This is a genomic window from Kitasatospora cheerisanensis KCTC 2395, assembly GCF_000696185.1.
Lineage (GTDB): Bacteria > Actinomycetota > Actinomycetes > Streptomycetales > Streptomycetaceae > Kitasatospora > Kitasatospora cheerisanensis.
This window is the reverse complement of record NZ_KK853997.1, coordinates 7185806-7200620: the sequence shown is the minus strand read 5'-3', so window position 1 is coordinate 7200620 and position 14815 is coordinate 7185806. Positions and strand designations below refer to the sequence as shown.

Sequence of the window (14815 nt, the reverse complement as noted above, 5' to 3'; positions counted from 1 at the left end):
CTCCGTTCAGCCGAGCGGGACTTCGGCGTCCCGCCGGGCGGCGGCGGGCTCCACCGGCGCGGCCACCGGCCGCCGCCGGCGGCCCGGCACCAGCAGCGCGGCCAGCGAGGCGGCCAGGCAGCACGCGGCGAGCAGCGCGAAACCGTGCGTGTAGCCGGACTCCAGCGGCCGGCCGGAAGGCTGCAGGTGGCCGGTGACCAGGCCGGTCATCAGCGCGGCGCCCAGCGAGCCGCCGATGGTGCGGATGTTGGCGTTCATGCCGGTGGCCGCGCCGGTCTGGGCGGGCGAGACGCTCTGCACGATCAGGTTGCTCATGGAGGCGAACGCCAGGCCGATCCCGAGGCCGAACACCCCCGCCGCGACCGCCACGTCCGCGGGCGTGCCGTGCCGGGCGGCGAGCAGCGCGCAGGCGACGGCGCCCAGCAGCGCGCCGGTGACCAGCTGCGCCTTGGCGGGGAACCGCCCGGCCAGCCGTCCGCCAAGGATGCCGGCGACGAACATCGCGCCGACCATCGGCAGCATCAGCAGCCCGGCGCCGGTCACGCTGGACCCGAAGCCGTAGCCCGCGCTGGTCGGCATCTGCACGAAGCCCGGCAAGAAGGCCCACAGAGCGTACATGCCGCCGCCGAACAGCAGGCCCGCGGCGTTGGTGGTCCACACCGGGCGCAGGCGCATCACCCGCAGGTCGATCAGCGGGTTGCGGGAGCGGGCCTCGTTGAGCGCCCAGAGCGCGAACAGCACCAGGGCGACGGCGAGCAGGCCGAGCACCCGGGCCGATCCCCAGCCCCACTGGGCGGCCTGACTGACCGGCAGCAGCAGGGCGACCAGCCAGCCGGAGAGCAGCAGCGAGGAGACCCAGTCGACGCTGCCCTCGCTGCGGGTCGGCGACTCGGGGACGTAGCGCCAGGCGAGCAGCACGGTGGCGCCGACCACGATCACGGGGAGCCAGAACAGCCAGCGGTAGTCCAGCGCACCGACGATCGGGCCGGCCAGCACCATGCCGAGGCCGCTGCCGACGGCGATCACCGCGGACAGGTTGCCGATGCCGGCCGGCACCTGCCCGGGCGGGAACTCGTCGCGGATGATGCCGAAGGAGAGCGGGAACAGCGCGCCCGCGATGCCCTGCAGGACGCGGGCGACCAGCAGCACCGCGATGTTGGGCGCCAGCGCGGCGACCAGACACCCCGTCAGCAGTGCGACCAGCGCCGCGACCAGGGTGCGCTTCTTGCCGACCAGGTCGCCGACCCGGCCGAGGATCGGGGTGAACACGGAGGCGGACAGCAGGTAGGCGGTCATCACCCAGGTCACGGTGGACTGCGAGGTGTGCATGGCCTCCTGAACGATCGGCAGGGCCGGCGTGATCAGCGACTGGAGCAGCGCGAACACGCCCGCTCCGGCGGCGAGCACGCCGAAGGTGAGGCGGTGGGACTGGCGGTTCATCGAACCCTCTCGGGACTCGGGTCGCGGCGCACGGAACGACGGCGCGCCGCGGCGCACTACGGGCGGGCAGCGAAAGAGCGGCCGCCCGGACGGGCGGTGGTGCGGGAAGGGAGCGGCCGGCGGTCCGACCGGTCGGTGCCGATGGGGTCGACCCGGTCGGCGACGAGGGCGCCGGTACGGGTGACGGAAGTGACACGGGTGGCCCGCCACCGCCGGGGCGGCAGGCCGAAGCCGTGGCCCCGGTGCTAAAGTCGAGGCATGCCTCCAGATTAGCGGAGGTGAGCCTCCGGTTCAATCCGGATGTGTCGAAACGAGGTCCCCGTGCCCGAACAGGTCTCCGTCGGCGAGTACCTCGCCGCCCAGCGCCCGCGCCGCGCCGACGCCGCGCGCAACTTCGACGCGCTGCTCACCGCCGCCCGCGAGGCCTTCGCCGAACACGGCGCCGAAGCCTCACTGGAGGACATCGCCCGCCGCGCCGGCGTCGGCATCGGCACCCTCTACCGCAACTTCCCCACCCGCCGGCACCTGTTCGAGGCCGTCTACGCCAACGAGGTGCAGGACCTCGGCCGGGTCGCCGAGGGCCTGGCCGGCAGGCCCTCCTGGGACGCGCTGATCGCCTGGCTGGACCGCTTCGTCGACTACGCGATGACCAAGCGCGCCATCCGCGAGGCCCTCCAGGGCGAGGAGTCCGACGTCTTCCTGGCCTGCCGCCAGTCCATGTTCGACGCCGGCACCCCGCTGCTGCTGAACGCCCAGCGGTCCGGCGACGTCCGCGCCGACATGGACATGGACGACCTGCTCCGCCTGGTCTCCGGCATCGCCTCGGTCGCCTTCGCCGACGACGCGCAGCGCGCCAAGGTCCTCGCCATCGCCCTGGACGGGATCCGCCCCCGCCCCTGACGCCCCGTCAACCTCCTGTCACTCGTCGCCGAACGGGTGCGCCGGGTCGCGGCCGACCAGACCCAGCAACCGGTCCCCCGGGGGTGCGTCGGCGGGCACCGGCACCGCGTCCGCGAACAGTCCGGAGGAGGCCAACGCGCCGCTCTGCGGGCCGAGTTCGTCGAGGGCGAAGTTCGCCGCGGCCGGGTCGATCCGGGCGTCCGCGCCGATCCCCTGCGCGAGGTCCCAGGCGTGCACGATCGCGTCCACCGTCATCTCCCGGGCGTAGCCGTCCGCCCGCCGCCGCCCGTAGGAGAGGTCGACGGTGCGGCGCAGCGCGCCCGGCTCGGCGAACGCGGCCCGGGCGGCGTCGGCCGCGGCCGTCCAGGCCGCCACCGGGTCGTCGCCGAGCACGTCGCCGTCGTAGCGGTCGCCGACCTCGGCGACCGTGGCGCCGCCCAGCAGGTCCGGCACCCACAGCTGTTCGGAGGTCAGGTGCCCGACCAGCTGACGGACCGTCCAGTCGGTGCACGGGGTGGGGGCCTGCCAGCCGTCGTCGGGGACGGCGCGGACCAGCCGGCCGAAGCGGTCCAGGGCCCGGCCGTGCAGCGCGAGCAGTTCCTGACCGTCGAGGTGTGTCGTCATGGGCCTCAGCTTGCCCGCCCGGCGGGGGCGGGCAAGCCGACACCCCGGATCCGGTGCGGGCCAGGCCCTCTCTTTCGAATCTTGCCGGGCGCGCGACGCCGGATCATCCTCCCCCAGCCCGGGGGCTGGGAGGTGCCCCCACCTGGACGCACCGGCCAAACATCCAAGTACGTCCAGTACGAGGACGTTCGGCCGGCACGCCCAGCCGGGCGCGTAATGGGGGCACCTCCCGGCCCGCCAGGGCTGGGGGAGCCGCACGCTGATCCGACAAGATCCGAAAGAGAGGGCCTAGTCCACCGGGGCCTTCTCGCGCAGCAGTTGGACGAAGGCGCGCATCCAGCCCGGGTGGTCGGGCCAGGCCCGCGCCGAGACCACGGTGCCGTCGACGACGGCCTCGCCGTCCACGAAGCTCGCGCCGCCGGCCTCCACGTCGGGCTCCAGCGCCGGGTACGCGGCGGTGCGGCGCCCGGCCATCGAGCCGGTCCGCAGGGTGATCAGCGGGCCGTGGCAGATCTGCGCGAGCGGCTTGTCCTCGGCGACGAAGTGCGCGACGATCCGCTGCACCTCGGCGTCGTTGCGCAGGTACTCGGGCGCCCGGCCGCCGGGCAGCACCAGCGCCACGTAGTGCGCCGGGTCGACGTCCGCGAACGCCAGGTCGGCGGGCCAGGTGTAGCCGGCCTTCTCGGTGTAGGTGTCGAAGCCGGGGACGAAGTCGTGCACCACGAACTGCAGGGTCTTCTTGGCGGGCGCCGCGATGTCGACCTGGTAGCCCTCCTCCAGCAGCCGCTGGTACGGGTAGAACACCTCCAGCGACTCGGCCGCGTCGCCGGTGACGATCAGGATCTTCGCTGTCATTCGGGCTCCCGTCCCTTGCCTCGCGCCTGGCGCGGTGCCCACCCCCACGGGCCGGGCGCTGCCCACCCTGCCCGCTGACGGCCCGTCAATCAATGGGGCGCGCGCAGCACGGCGTGCGTCCGGGGCGCGCGCTCCGCCGCTCGGTGCAGCGGCCCGCCCGCCCGGCGGTACTCCGGGGGCGACCCGCCCGGGCCGCGCCTAGCGTGCTGGCAAGTCCCGCCGGCAGGGAGGTCGTCATGCAGCACTCGCACATCGTTGACTCCGCCACCGTCGCCAACCTGCGCGATCTCGGCGGCATCGACCTGCCCGGCGGCTCCCGGGTGCGGCCCGGACTGGCGCTGCGCTCCGGCCAGTTGGACCGGCTCGACCCGTCCGGCGACCCGATGTTCGACGCGCTCGGCGTGCGCACCGTGATCGACCTGCGCAGCGGCGGCGAGCGGGCAGCGTTCCCGGACCGGGTGCCCGGCGGGGCGCACCTGCTGGTCGCCGACGTGCTCGCGGACCGGGCGGGCAACGGCGTGGCGACCGCGCTGACCGCGGCGCTCGCCGATCCGGCCGCCGCGAACCGCACCTTCGGCCGGGGCCGGGCGGCGCTCGCGCTGACCGAGGACTACCGCGCCTTCGTCACCTCCACGGCGGCCCGGCGCGCCTACAAGCAGTTGCTGACGGCCCTCGCGCACCGGGGCGGCGGCCCGGTGCTGTTCCACTGCACGGCCGGCAAGGACCGCACCGGCTGGGGCGCCTCGCTGGTCCTGCTGCTGCTCGGCGCGGACGAGGAGACCGTGCGCACCGAGTACCTGTCGGTGGACCCGGCGGTGCACGCCCGGTACGCGCCGCTGCTGGAACGTTTCCTCGCCGGGGGCGGCGACCCGGAGATCGCCGACGCGATCCTCTCGGTCCGCGCGGAGTACCTGGCCGCCTCCCTCAACGCCCTCGCCGACCACTGGGGCGACCCGGAGAACTACGCCCGGTCCGGCCTGGGCCTGCGCGAGGACACCCTCGACAGCCTGCGCTCCCGTCTGGTCCAGGCCGCCTGACCAAAGGTTGACGCAGCGTCAGCTCGGGGCGCCCGCCGCGCCGACGCAGGCCTCGTTGCCCTCGGGGTCGGCCAGCACCCACAGCGTCGGCGCGTCCGCGTCGGTGACCAGGCGGCCGCCGGCGGCGAGCGCGGCGGCGACCCGCTGCGCGGCCACGTCGTGCGGCACCCACACGTCCACGTGCACGCGGTTGCGCTGCGGGCGGGGCTCGTCCATCTGCTGGAAGTAGAACGGCGCGCCGCGGCGGGCCGGGTCGATCAGGTCCTCGGGGCTGCCGGCGCGGTCGCGGTAGCCGAGCAGGGCCCGCCAGAACGCCACCACGGCGGGCCGCTCCAGGGCGTCGACAGTGACCTGCACGGTCTGCAGGGCGTGCGGCTCAGCGGCGGCGCCCAGGGCGCGGGCGGCCGCGGAGATCCGGCGGGCCAGCTCGATGTGGCGCTCCGTCAGGCCGTAGTACTCCTCGCCCGCCGCGATCAGCCGGACGGTGACGCCCTCGGGCCGCACGTCCACGTCCGGCGAGCCGAGGCCCTCGACGGCGGCGGCGATCGCGGCCACCAGCCGGGCCCCGTCGGCGAAGGACCCGGTGCGGAAGAACGCGCAGGCGCCCTCCCCCAGGACCCGCCAGTCCTCCGTGCCCGGCGCGGCGTGGAACGCCAACGGCCGGATCGTGCTGTCCGAACTCACCTGCGAATGATCATCCGTCATCCGGGCAGCGTAGCGGGGCGGTCCGACAGGACGATCACCGAGGCGGGGCGGGCGGCGGATCATTGAGGCGGGGCGCGCGGGTCAGCGGGCGGTGGACCAGGCCAGCAGGTGGTCGACCGACCAGGCGGTGATGATCCGCTCCGCGTCCAGGCCCCGGGCGGCGGCCCGCTCGCAGCCGCCCAACTGCCAGTCGAGCTGGCCCGGGGCGTGCGCGTCGGTGTCGATCGCGAACAGGCAGCCGAGGTCGGCGGCGAGGGTGAGCAGCTCGTCCGGCGGGTCCTGGCGGTCCGGGCGGCAGTTGATCTCGACCGCGGTGTCGTGCTCGCGGCACGCGGCGAACACCGCCTCCGGGTCGAACTCCGACTCCGGGCGAGGCTTTCCGCCGAGCCGCCGCCCGGTGCAGTGGCCGAGCACGTCGACCAGCGGGTTGCGGACGGCGGCCAGCATCCGGCGGGTCATCGCCGCGCGCTCCATCCGCAGCTTGGAGTGCACCGAGGCGACCACCACGTCCAGCCGGCCGAGCAGTTCCTCGTCCTGGTCGAGCGAGCCGTCGTCGAGGATGTCGCACTCGATGCCGGTGAGCAGCCGGAACGGGGCGAGCCGGCCGTTCAGTTCCTCGATCAGGTCGATCTGCTCGCGCAGCCGCTCGGCGCTCAGGCCGTTGGCGACGGTCAGCCGCGGCGAGTGGTCGGTGAGGACGGCCCAGTGGTGGCCCAGGTCGCGTGCGGTGCGGGCCATCTGCTCGATCGGCGCGCCACCGTCGGACCAGTTCGAGTGCAGGTGGCAGTCGCCCTGGATCTTCTCGCGCAGCCGCAGCGCGGCGGCCGAGGGGGTGGGTTCGGCGGCGGCCACCCGGGCCTCGGTGTCCACCAGGTACTGCGGGGTGCGGCCCGCCGTGGCGTCCGCGATCACCCGTGCGGTGACGGGTCCGACGCCCGGGAGGCGTTCGGCGGTGGCGACGTCCACCGGCCCGGCAGGCAGGTGGGCGGCGGCTTCGGCGGCAGTGCGGAACGCCTTGACCCGGTACGGGGAGGCGAGTTCACGCTCCAGCAGGAAGGCGATGCGTTCCAGGGCGGTGACCGGATCCATGCGGCCAGTCTGCGCGGGGCCGTGAGCGGTCGCATGCGGGCCACCGCCGGACGGCCGTCCGGTCCCGACGGTGCGGTCCGGGGCCGGTGATCTGCCCCGACCCCTTGTTGACACTTCGTCTCATTGGTTTACTCCTCCTGGAGTCCCTGCCGCCGCCACCCCTCCGGAGTCCGCCGATGCCCGCCACCCCGACCCCCACCGGGACGCTCGCCCAGCAGCGCAACGCCGACCGCGAACTCAACGCCGCCCGCCTGCTGCGCGCCTCCGCCAAGCACTCCTACGACCCGCTCACCGAGATCGACTGGACCGCCCCCGTCGACCCCGACCACTACGCGCTCCCCGCCCACCGCGTCGCCCTCTACGGCACCCCGCTCTGGGACCGCCTCGACGAACGGCAGCGGGCGCAGCTGAGCGTCCATCAGTTCGCCTCCACCACCGCCGCCGGCATCTGGTTCGAACTGGTCCTGATGGAGGGCCTGATCCGGCACGTCTACGCGAACGACCTGACCACCGGGCACGCCCAGTACGCGCTCACCGAGGTCGCGGACGAGTGCCGGCACTCCACCATGTTCGCCCGCTACATCACCGCCACCGGCTACCCGTCCGCCCGCCCCACCCGGCGCGCCGACCTGCTCGGGCGGCTGCACTTCCTGCTCAACGACACCACCATGACCTTCGCCGGCGCGATATTCGTCGAGGAGTTCACCGACGCGATGCAGCGGGAGATGATCCGCGACGAGAGCCTCCAGCCGCTGGCCCGCTCCGTCGCCCGCATCCACGTCGTCGAGGAGGCCCGGCACATCGGCTACGCCAAGCCCGAACTCGAGCGCCGCTGGGCCGCGATGACGCCCGCCCGCCGAGCGATCTTCCGCCGCGCCCTCGCTCACCTCGCCCACCACGCCGTCGCCGAACTCGTCCACCCGCGCGTCTACACCCTCGCCGGCCTCGACCCCGCCGAAGCCCGCCGCGCCGCCGCCACCAACCCGCACTGGCGCCAGGCCCGCATCGACTGGTCCCGCAAGGCCCTCGACTTCTTCACCGACCTCGGCATCCTCACCCCCACCACCACCCGCCCCTGGCGCCGCGCCTCCCTCCTCCCCTGACCCGCCCCGGCGGGCCGCAGGGCGTGGCGGTCTGCTGTCGGGGGCGGGTTCTGACGGAGGATCGGTCTGTGAGCGATGCGGATGTGGCGGCCGGTGGGATCCGGTTGGGGACCGGGCGCGGGCGGTGGGTCGTTGCGGCGACGGCGCTCGGGTCCGGGATGGCGATGCTCGACGGGACGGTGGTGAACGTCGCGCTGCCGCGGATCGGCGAGGACCTGGGCGCGAGCCTGGCCTCGTTGCAGTGGACGATCAACGCCTACATGCTGACTCTCGCCGCGCTGATCCTGCTCGGCGGTTCGCTGGGCGACCGGTACGGCCGGCGCCGGGTGTTCCTGGTCGGGGTGTGCTGGTTCGCCGTCGCGTCGGCGGGCTGCGCGGCGGCCCCGAACGTCGAGGTGCTGATCCTGGCGCGGGCGCTCCAGGGCATCGGCGGCGCGCTGCTGACGCCGGGTTCGCTGGCGATGCTCCAGGCGGTGTTCCACGAGGACGACCGGGCGGGCGCGGTCGGCGCGTGGTCGGGGCTGGGCGGGGTGGCGGCGGCCGTCGGCCCGTTCCTCGGGGCTGGCTGGTGGACGGCCCGGGCTGGCGGTGGATCTTCCTGCTGAACCTGCCGCTCGCGGCGGTGGTCGTCGGGGTGACGGTCCGTCATGTCCCGGAGAGCCGCGACCCGGACGAGCAGGGCCGCTTCGACGTGCTGGGCGCGCTGCTCGCCGCGCTCGCCCTGGCCGGCATCACGTACGCGCTGACCGAGGCGGGCTCCGGCCTCACCCCGGGCGCGGTCGTCGCGGGGCTGGCGGGCGTCGCGCTGACGGCGGCGTTCGTCCTGGTCGAGCACCGGTCGCCGAATCCGATGCTGCCGCTGTCGCTGTTCCGCTCCCGGCTGTTCACCTCGGTCAACCTGGTCACGCTGTGCGTGTACGCGGCGTTCAGCGGAGTGTTCCTGCTGCTGACGGTGCAGTTGCAGATCGTCGCCGGGTTCACGCCGCTGCTCTCGGGGGTGGCGCTGGTGCCGATCACGGTGCTGATGCTGCTGTTCTCCGGCCGGGCCGGGCAGTTCGGCCGGGCGGTCGGGCCCCGCCTGCCGCTGACGCTCGGGCCGCTGCTGGTCGCGGCGGGGGTGCTGCTGATGCTGCGGATCGGCCCGGACGCGAACTACTGGCTGGACGTGCTGCCCGCGGTGACCGTCCAGGGCGCCGGCATGACGCTGCTGGTGGCGCCGCTCACCGCCACCGTCCTGGCCGCGGTGGACGTCCGCCGCGCGGGCATCGCCTCCGGGGTGAACAACGCGGCCGCCCGCGCCGCCGGCCTGTTCGCGGTCGCGGCGATCCCCCCGCTGGCGGGGCTGAGCGGTGACGCGTACCGGATCCCGGCCGAGGTGGACAGCGCTTTCCGCACGTCCATGCTGATCTGCGCCGGCCTGCTGGTCACCGGTGCCGTCCTCGCCTTCGCCACCGTCCGGGCGGACGCGCTCACCCCGGCCCACCCCATCGCCGAACCCGACTGCGACTGGTACTGCGCCCCCACCTCGCCCCCGATTCACCCGGACGAGGGACCTGCGAGTTCCGGCCGGACGGCCTGAAACGGCGGCGAACGGTGCGTGAACCCGAACCGCCGCGAACCGGAGCACGGCCACCCAGGTGCGTCAACTTCCCGCCCGGGCACGGATCTTCACCGGATCGTGCTTGACGCTGCGTCAGTTCGGACGCTAGCCGACAGGTGCCGGAGTCGGGGCCAGGGGCTAGACTCCGGTCACGCGCAGCGCGTCCGAACGGGTTACGGGCAGTTGCGGCGCGTTGACGGTAAGGTAGCACCCGCTCCCTGCGGCCCGGCCCGGGCCGCACCGGGCGGCGCTGAGGTGGCAGGACACCGGAGGCTCTCTCTCCGGGCGCGACGACGAAGGCGGGGACGAAGGGCCGGGCGGGCACCACCGAGGGTGCCGGTTCGACCCAGTGGCGCTAGTGAGACGGCACCGAGATGCGGCCGGCGGCGGGATCCTTGACCGTCTCCGGCCGTTGCTGGAAGGGGTGCGGCCGGTGGCCGTGCCGCTCCCACCCGGGGGACGCCACCGAACGGCGGCTCTCCTTCGGGGTCCGGCCGGGATCGACCACCGGTCCCGGCGCCCCCGTCATTCAGCTCCTGACCCGAGCCGGCCGCCGGTCGGCTCGCATAGCGCGAAGCGAGACCCCCGCCCGTGACCACCAGTGCCACCGAGCCTCCGTCTCCGGAGCCGTCCGCCGCCGGCCGGCCGGACACGCCGGCGCCCCGCGTCCCGCGCCAGCCGCGCAACCGGGACCGGTCCGGCCGGAACACGCAGCAGCCCGCCCCGGCACCGCAGGACGCCCGCACACCCGCGCCTGCGCCCGCCCCCGTTCCGGCCCCCAAGGCCGGGAAGCGCACCGCGCCGACGAAGTCCTCCCAGGCGCCGCAGCGCTCGCAGTCGAGCCGACCCCCGCAGCCCCCGCAGCCCGCGCCGCCGGCCCGCCGCGAGTCCGAGCCGCTGGCGCCCGTCCCGCCGGAGCAGGTGGGCTACGGCTTCTGGGCGTTCGCCGACCGCCAGTTCACCCTGCTGCGGGAGATCTCCCGGAACACCGGCGACACCTTCCGGTTCATCCTGATGGTCGCCGTGCTGCTGCTCGCCCTGGTGGCCGCGGTGGTCGTCACCGGCCTGGTGCTCCACAACATCCCGCTCGCCTCCGCGGGCGGCGCCGGCGCCGTGCTGTTCGGCGGCTGGGGCCTGGTCCGCACGGCCCGGGCGAACCGTCGCCGGCGCGGCCAGGCCGACAGCAGCGGCCAGGCCGGCGGCAGCGGCGCCCAGCCGCCGGCGCGTGCCAACAACCGCGCCCGCCGGGGGCGTTGAGCCGGAGGCCGGGCCGGCTCAACGCCCGTGGCGCTGCACCATCAACACCAGCACCCGGTCCGCGCTGAGCACGGACGCGACCCCGAGCGGGACGAAGAAGGCGAGGAACACGGCCACGGTCGCGGCCCCGGCGGCCGTCCCGGTGAGGACCCGGGCGAGCACGCCCGACACCAGCAGGTCGAGCGTGCCGAGCGCCCCGAGGTAGCCCACCACGGCGCTGCCCGGCACCTGCGTTCCGGCCGCAGCGGCCCCTGCTGCCTGCTCCGTCGACTGCGTCGCCCTGGTCGGTCGCATCGCTGACTCCCCGCGCGGGTTCGAGACCTCCGCCGGCGTCTCCGTTGTCGACGTCATGACGGACATGTTCTGTCTACCCTTCAAGCCGCGTGCCCGGTCACCGATTCCGGCCGTTTGCCCCCAACGCGTTCCCGGTGCGTGTAGTGTGCCGTCTCCCCGGCGTCGGATCTGCCCGGCGGTCACGGGGCCACGCCCGGGCGAGCAAGCGGTTCGATGCGAACGCACAGCGCTGGACACTGAGATCGGCCCACCAGACATTCCCCCGTTTCGTCTGACAAGGCATCAGATGCATGTGCACGGCACAACTTACCTGCCCGCCGAGGGAATCGGGCAATCACCCCGGCCGCTTGTCGGCCGGAACGCGTAATCGGACCGGAACGCTCCGCCCCCGCTCCGAATGTGGCCGATCGCTTCGCACAGCGCGGCCGCGTCCCGACCCTACGACTCCTCGACGACCGTTGCCAAGGGCCCCACAGCACCCTGCCCGCCCCGACTCGACGCCGGGGACGGGCAGTTGGGCGTGCGAACCGTCAGAGGATGTCGCCCGGGGCGTACTTGGCGGCCTCCGGGTGGGCGGCGGCCACGGCCTCGATGCGGCGGACGAGTTCGCCGACCTGGGCACTGGCCGCGCCGGTGAAGGAGAGGCGGTCGGCGAGCAGCGCGTCGATCGCGTCGCGGTCCAGCGGGATCCGGGCGTCGGCGGCGAGGGCCGGCACCAGGGTGTTCTCGCGGGCGCCCTCGCGCATGGCGAGCGCGGCGGCGACGGCGTGCTCCTTGATGACCTCGTGCGCGGTCTCCCGGCCGACGCCGGCCCGCACCGCGGCCATCAGGACCTTGGTGGTGGCCAGGAACGGCAGGTAGCGGTCGAGTTCGGCCTCGATGACGGCGGGGAAGGCGCCGAACTCGTCGAGGACGGTCAGGAAGGTCTCCAGCAGGCCGTCGAAGGCGAAGAACGCGTCCGGCAGCGCGACCCGGCGGACCACGGAGCAGGAGACGTCGCCCTCGTTCCACTGGTCGCCGCCGAGCTCGGCGGTCATCGAGGCGTAGCCGCGCAGGATGACGGCGAGGCCGTTGACGCGCTCGCAGGAGCGGGTGTTCATCTTGTGCGGCATCGCCGAGGAGCCGACCTGGCCGGCCTTGAAGCCCTCGGTGACGAGCTCGTGACCGGCCATCAGGCGGATGGTCTTGGCGATGCTGGACGGGCCGGCGGAGAGCTGGACCAGGGTGGAGACCACGTCGTAGTCGAGCGAGCGCGGGTAGACCTGGCCGACCGAGGTGAAGACGTTCTCGAAGCCGAGGTGGCCGGCCACCCGGCGCTCCAGCTCGGCGAGCTTCTCGGCGTCGCCGCCCAGCAGGTCGAGCATGTCCTGCGAGGTGCCGACCGGGCCCTTGACGCCGCGCAGCGGGTAGCGGGCGATCAGGTCCTCGAGGCGGGCGAAGGCGACCAGGACCTCGTCGGCGGCGGTCGCGAAGCGCTTGCCGAGGGTGGTGGCCTGGGCGGCGACGTTGTGCGAGCGGCCGGCCATGACCAGCTCGCCGTACTGGGCGGAGAGGCGGCCGAGGCGGACCAGGACGGCCACCGTGCGGTCGCGGACGTGCTCCAGCGACTGGCGGATCTGCAGCTGCTCGACGTTCTCGGTGAGGTCGCGCGAGGTCATGCCCTTGTGGATCTGCTCGTGCCCGGCGAGTTCGGAGAACTCCTCGATGCGGGCCTTCACGTCGTGCCGGGTGACCTTCTCGCGGGCGGCGATGGACGCCAGGTCGACCTGGTCGACGACGCGCTCGTAGTCGGCGATCGCGGTGGGCGGCACCTCGATGCCGAGGTCCCGCTGGGCCTTCAGGACGGCGAGCCACAGGTGGCGCTCCAGCACCACCTTGTGCTCGGGGGACCACAGCTGGGCCAGGGTCGCCGAGGCGTACCGGGAGGCCAGGACATTGGGGATCTTGGGCTTCGCGCTCACGCTTCGCAAGCCTAACAGTCGAGGTCAGGCGGGAATGCAGCGCCTCCGCCGTGCGGACGGGTAGCATGGTCGATTGCACATGCTCATTAGCTCCGCCAAAAAACTCTCTCAGCGCAAGGATATCACGTTGACCGAAGAGATGGCAAGCGACGCCGTCCTGGCGGCCGAACTCCGCACCGAGCAGCACCGGTTGACGGAGCTGTACGCCCGGCTGGACACCGCCCGCGCGCAGGCCCGCACCGCGCTGGAGCAGGCCGCTACCGCGCCCGCCGGGCCGGGCGGCACCCGGCAGGCCCGGCTGGAACAGGAGGTGGTGCTGGCCGAACGCACCCGCCGCCTGGCCCGGCTGACCGCCGTCGAACGCGGCCTGTGCTTCGGCCGGATCGACGCCCGCGACGGCGCCGTCCGCCACATCGGCCGGATCGGCCTGCTGGACGAGGAGTTCGAACCGCTGCTGCTGGACTGGCGCGCCCCGGCCGCCCGCCCGTTCTACACCGCGAGCGCCGCCGACCCGGCCGGCCTGCTGCGCCGCCGCCACCTGCGCACCCGGCAGCGGCGGGTGGTCGGCCTGGACGACGAGGCGTTCGACCTGGACGCGCTGGACGCCGACGGCCGCCGCACCCTGGTCGGCGAAGCCGCGCTGCTGGCCGAGCTGCGCCGGGCCCGGACCGGGCGGATGCGCGAGGTGGTGGCCACCATCCAGGCCGAGCAGGACCGGGTGATCCGCTCCGGGCTGCACGGCGCGGTGGTGGTCCACGGCGGTCCGGGCACCGGCAAGACGGTGGCCGCGCTGCACCGGGCCGCGTACCTGCTGTACACCCACCGCGAGGTGCTGGAGCGGCGCGGCGTGCTGGTGATCGGCCCGAACCGGGCCTTCCTGCGCTACATCGAGCAGGTGCTGCCCTCGCTCGGCGAGACCGAGGTGCTGCTGCGCACCCTCGGCGAGCTGTTCCCGGGCGTACGGGCGGTTGACGCCGACCGGCCGGAAACCGCTTTCCTGAAGGGCTCCGAGCGGATGGCGGACGTCCTCGCCGAGGCGGTGCGCCTGCACCAGCGGCTGCCCGCCGCGGACGGCCGGCTCGCCGGGCTCGACCTGCCGCTCCCCCGCCGCCTGCTGGCCGCCGCCCGCGAGCGCGCCCGCGGCCTGCGGCTGCCGCACAACGCGGCCCGCGCCGAGTTCCTGCGCGCCGCCCTGACCGGCCTGGCCCGGTTCCGCGCCGACGCGGTCGACCGCCCGTGGGACGAGGAGGAGGCCCGCTGGGCACCGGGCGAACTCTGGGCCGAGCCGGAGGTCCGGGCCGCTCTGGACGCGCTCTGGCCGCTGCTGACGCCCCGCCGGCTCGTCGAGTCGCTGCTCGCCGACCCCGACCGCCTCGCCCCGTCCCTCTCCCCCGCCGAACGCGCCGCGCTGCGCCGCGCCCCGGGCGCGCCGTGGACGGTGGAGGACGTGCCGCTGCTGGACGAGGCCGCCGAACTGCTCGGCAGCGACGGCGCGGAGCGGCGCCGGGCCGCCGCCGAGCAGGGCCGGGCCCGGTCCGAGGCCGAGCTCTACGCCCGGGGCGTGCTCCAGGTGACCGGCCAGGAGGGCGAGTTGGACGCGGCGGCACTGGCGGACCGGCACGCCGAGGAGGGCCCGTACCGCTCGACGGCGGAGCGGGCGGCGGCGGACCGGGAGTGGACCTTCGGGCACGTGGTGGTGGACGAGGCACAGGAACTGTCGGCGCTGGCCTGGCGGACGGTGATGCGGCGGATCCCGACCCGTTCGCTGACGGTGGTGGGCGATCTGGCGCAGACCTCGTCGGCGGCGGGCGCCCGCGACTGGCAGGAGATGCTGGGCCGCCACCTGGGCACCCGCTGGCGGGAGGAGCGGCTGACCGTCAACTACCGCACCCCGGCGCCGATCATGGCGGTGGCGGCGGCGCTGCTGGCGGCCGTCGATCCGGCGGCGCA

General features: G+C 74.6%; 12 protein-coding genes and 1 pseudogene. 6 read left to right on the top strand and 7 right to left on the bottom strand.

What is annotated here, in order from left to right; all coding sequences use genetic code 11:
• Positions 1-6 precede the first annotated feature (6 nt).
• Positions 7-1440, bottom strand: a complete 1434-nt coding sequence (locus tag KCH_RS32370) for an MFS transporter (protein WP_035869027.1) — start codon at positions 1438-1440, stop codon at positions 7-9.
• Positions 1441-1761: 321 nt separating this feature from the next.
• Between KCH_RS32370 and KCH_RS32365 the strand changes: the two genes are divergently transcribed.
• The gene (locus tag KCH_RS32365) at positions 1762-2340 is read left to right on the top strand and encodes a TetR/AcrR family transcriptional regulator (protein WP_035869026.1); all 579 of its coding nucleotides are present in this window, start codon (positions 1762-1764) and stop codon (positions 2338-2340) included.
• An 18-nt stretch (positions 2341-2358) separates the two neighbouring features.
• Here the strand turns inward: KCH_RS32365 and KCH_RS32360 are convergent, their stop codons facing one another.
• Positions 2359-2964 (bottom strand): TIGR03086 family metal-binding protein, encoded by a 606-nt coding sequence (locus KCH_RS32360; protein ID WP_035869024.1) that lies wholly within the window; start codon positions 2962-2964, stop codon positions 2359-2361.
• Between the two features lie 288 nt (positions 2965-3252).
• Complete coding sequence (locus KCH_RS32355; protein ID WP_035869021.1) at positions 3253-3819, bottom strand: DJ-1/PfpI family protein; 567 nt, start codon at positions 3817-3819, stop codon at positions 3253-3255.
• Positions 3820-4055: 236 nt separating this feature from the next.
• On the opposite strand from KCH_RS32355, the gene KCH_RS32350 reads away from it, so the two are divergent.
• The gene (locus KCH_RS32350) at positions 4056-4856 is read left to right on the top strand and encodes a tyrosine-protein phosphatase (protein WP_035869018.1); all 801 of its coding nucleotides are present in this window, start codon (positions 4056-4058) and stop codon (positions 4854-4856) included.
• Between the two features lie 18 nt (positions 4857-4874).
• Here the strand turns inward: KCH_RS32350 and KCH_RS32345 are convergent, their stop codons facing one another.
• Positions 4875-5561 (bottom strand): VOC family protein, encoded by a 687-nt coding sequence (locus KCH_RS32345; protein ID WP_084224044.1) that lies wholly within the window; start codon positions 5559-5561, stop codon positions 4875-4877.
• Positions 5562-5642: 81 nt separating this feature from the next.
• The gene (locus tag KCH_RS32340) at positions 5643-6650 is read right to left on the bottom strand and encodes a PHP domain-containing protein (protein ID WP_035869015.1); all 1008 of its coding nucleotides are present in this window, start codon (positions 6648-6650) and stop codon (positions 5643-5645) included.
• A 176-nt stretch (positions 6651-6826) separates the two neighbouring features.
• Between KCH_RS32340 and KCH_RS32335 the strand changes: the two genes are divergently transcribed.
• The 3 genes and pseudogenes from KCH_RS32335 to KCH_RS32325 all read left to right on the top strand — a co-directional run bounded on the left by KCH_RS32335 (position 6827) and on the right by KCH_RS32325 (position 10610).
• Positions 6827-7753 carry an AurF N-oxygenase family protein gene (locus KCH_RS32335; protein ID WP_035869012.1) on the top strand — a complete coding sequence of 309 codons (927 nt, stop codon included), beginning with the start codon at positions 6827-6829 and terminating at the stop codon, positions 7751-7753.
• Positions 7754-7821: 68 nt separating this feature from the next.
• A pseudogene (locus KCH_RS32330) lies at positions 7822-9332 on the top strand (MFS transporter).
• 612 nt (positions 9333-9944) lie between these two features.
• Entirely contained in the window at positions 9945-10610 is a 666-nt protein-coding gene (locus tag KCH_RS32325; RefSeq protein WP_035869009.1) for a hypothetical protein, read from the top strand.
• A gap of 18 nt (positions 10611-10628) precedes the next feature.
• Here KCH_RS32325 and KCH_RS32320 read toward each other — a convergent pair whose 3' ends face one another.
• Both KCH_RS32320 and purB read right to left on the bottom strand, forming a co-directional pair.
• Positions 10629-10904, bottom strand: coding sequence for a hypothetical protein (locus KCH_RS32320; RefSeq protein WP_157032285.1), 276 nt, complete (start codon positions 10902-10904; stop codon positions 10629-10631).
• Between the two features lie 530 nt (positions 10905-11434).
• Positions 11435-12865 carry an adenylosuccinate lyase gene (gene purB, locus KCH_RS32315; RefSeq protein WP_035869004.1) on the bottom strand — a complete coding sequence of 477 codons (1431 nt, stop codon included), beginning with the start codon at positions 12863-12865 and terminating at the stop codon, positions 11435-11437.
• A gap of 127 nt (positions 12866-12992) precedes the next feature.
• Here purB and KCH_RS32310 point away from each other — a divergent pair.
• Positions 12993-14815 (top strand): HelD family protein (locus KCH_RS32310; protein ID WP_244305527.1); only part of this gene is annotated, 1823 nt, incomplete at its 3' end.

What these genes read in the sequence shown, in the direction of transcription:
- KCH_RS32360 (WP_035869024.1), bottom strand. Translation starts at nt 2,964, where the DNA reads ATGACGACACACCTCGACGGTCAGGAACTGCTCGCGCTGCACGGCCGG.
- KCH_RS32370 (WP_035869027.1), bottom strand. Translation starts at nt 1,440, where the DNA reads ATGAACCGCCAGTCCCACCGCCTCACCTTCGGCGTGCTCGCCGCCGGA.
- KCH_RS32320 (WP_157032285.1), bottom strand. Translation starts at nt 10,904, where the DNA reads ATGCGACCGACCAGGGCGACGCAGTCGACGGAGCAGGCAGCAGGGGCC.
- KCH_RS32350 (WP_035869018.1), top strand. Translation starts at nt 4,056, where the DNA reads ATGCAGCACTCGCACATCGTTGACTCCGCCACCGTCGCCAACCTGCGC.
- KCH_RS32335 (WP_035869012.1), top strand. Translation starts at nt 6,827, where the DNA reads ATGCCCGCCACCCCGACCCCCACCGGGACGCTCGCCCAGCAGCGCAAC.
- KCH_RS32345 (WP_084224044.1), bottom strand. Translation starts at nt 5,561, where the DNA reads ATGACGGATGATCATTCGCAGGTGAGTTCGGACAGCACGATCCGGCCG.
- KCH_RS32340 (WP_035869015.1), bottom strand. Translation starts at nt 6,650, where the DNA reads ATGGATCCGGTCACCGCCCTGGAACGCATCGCCTTCCTGCTGGAGCGT.
- KCH_RS32355 (WP_035869021.1), bottom strand. Translation starts at nt 3,819, where the DNA reads ATGACAGCGAAGATCCTGATCGTCACCGGCGACGCGGCCGAGTCGCTG.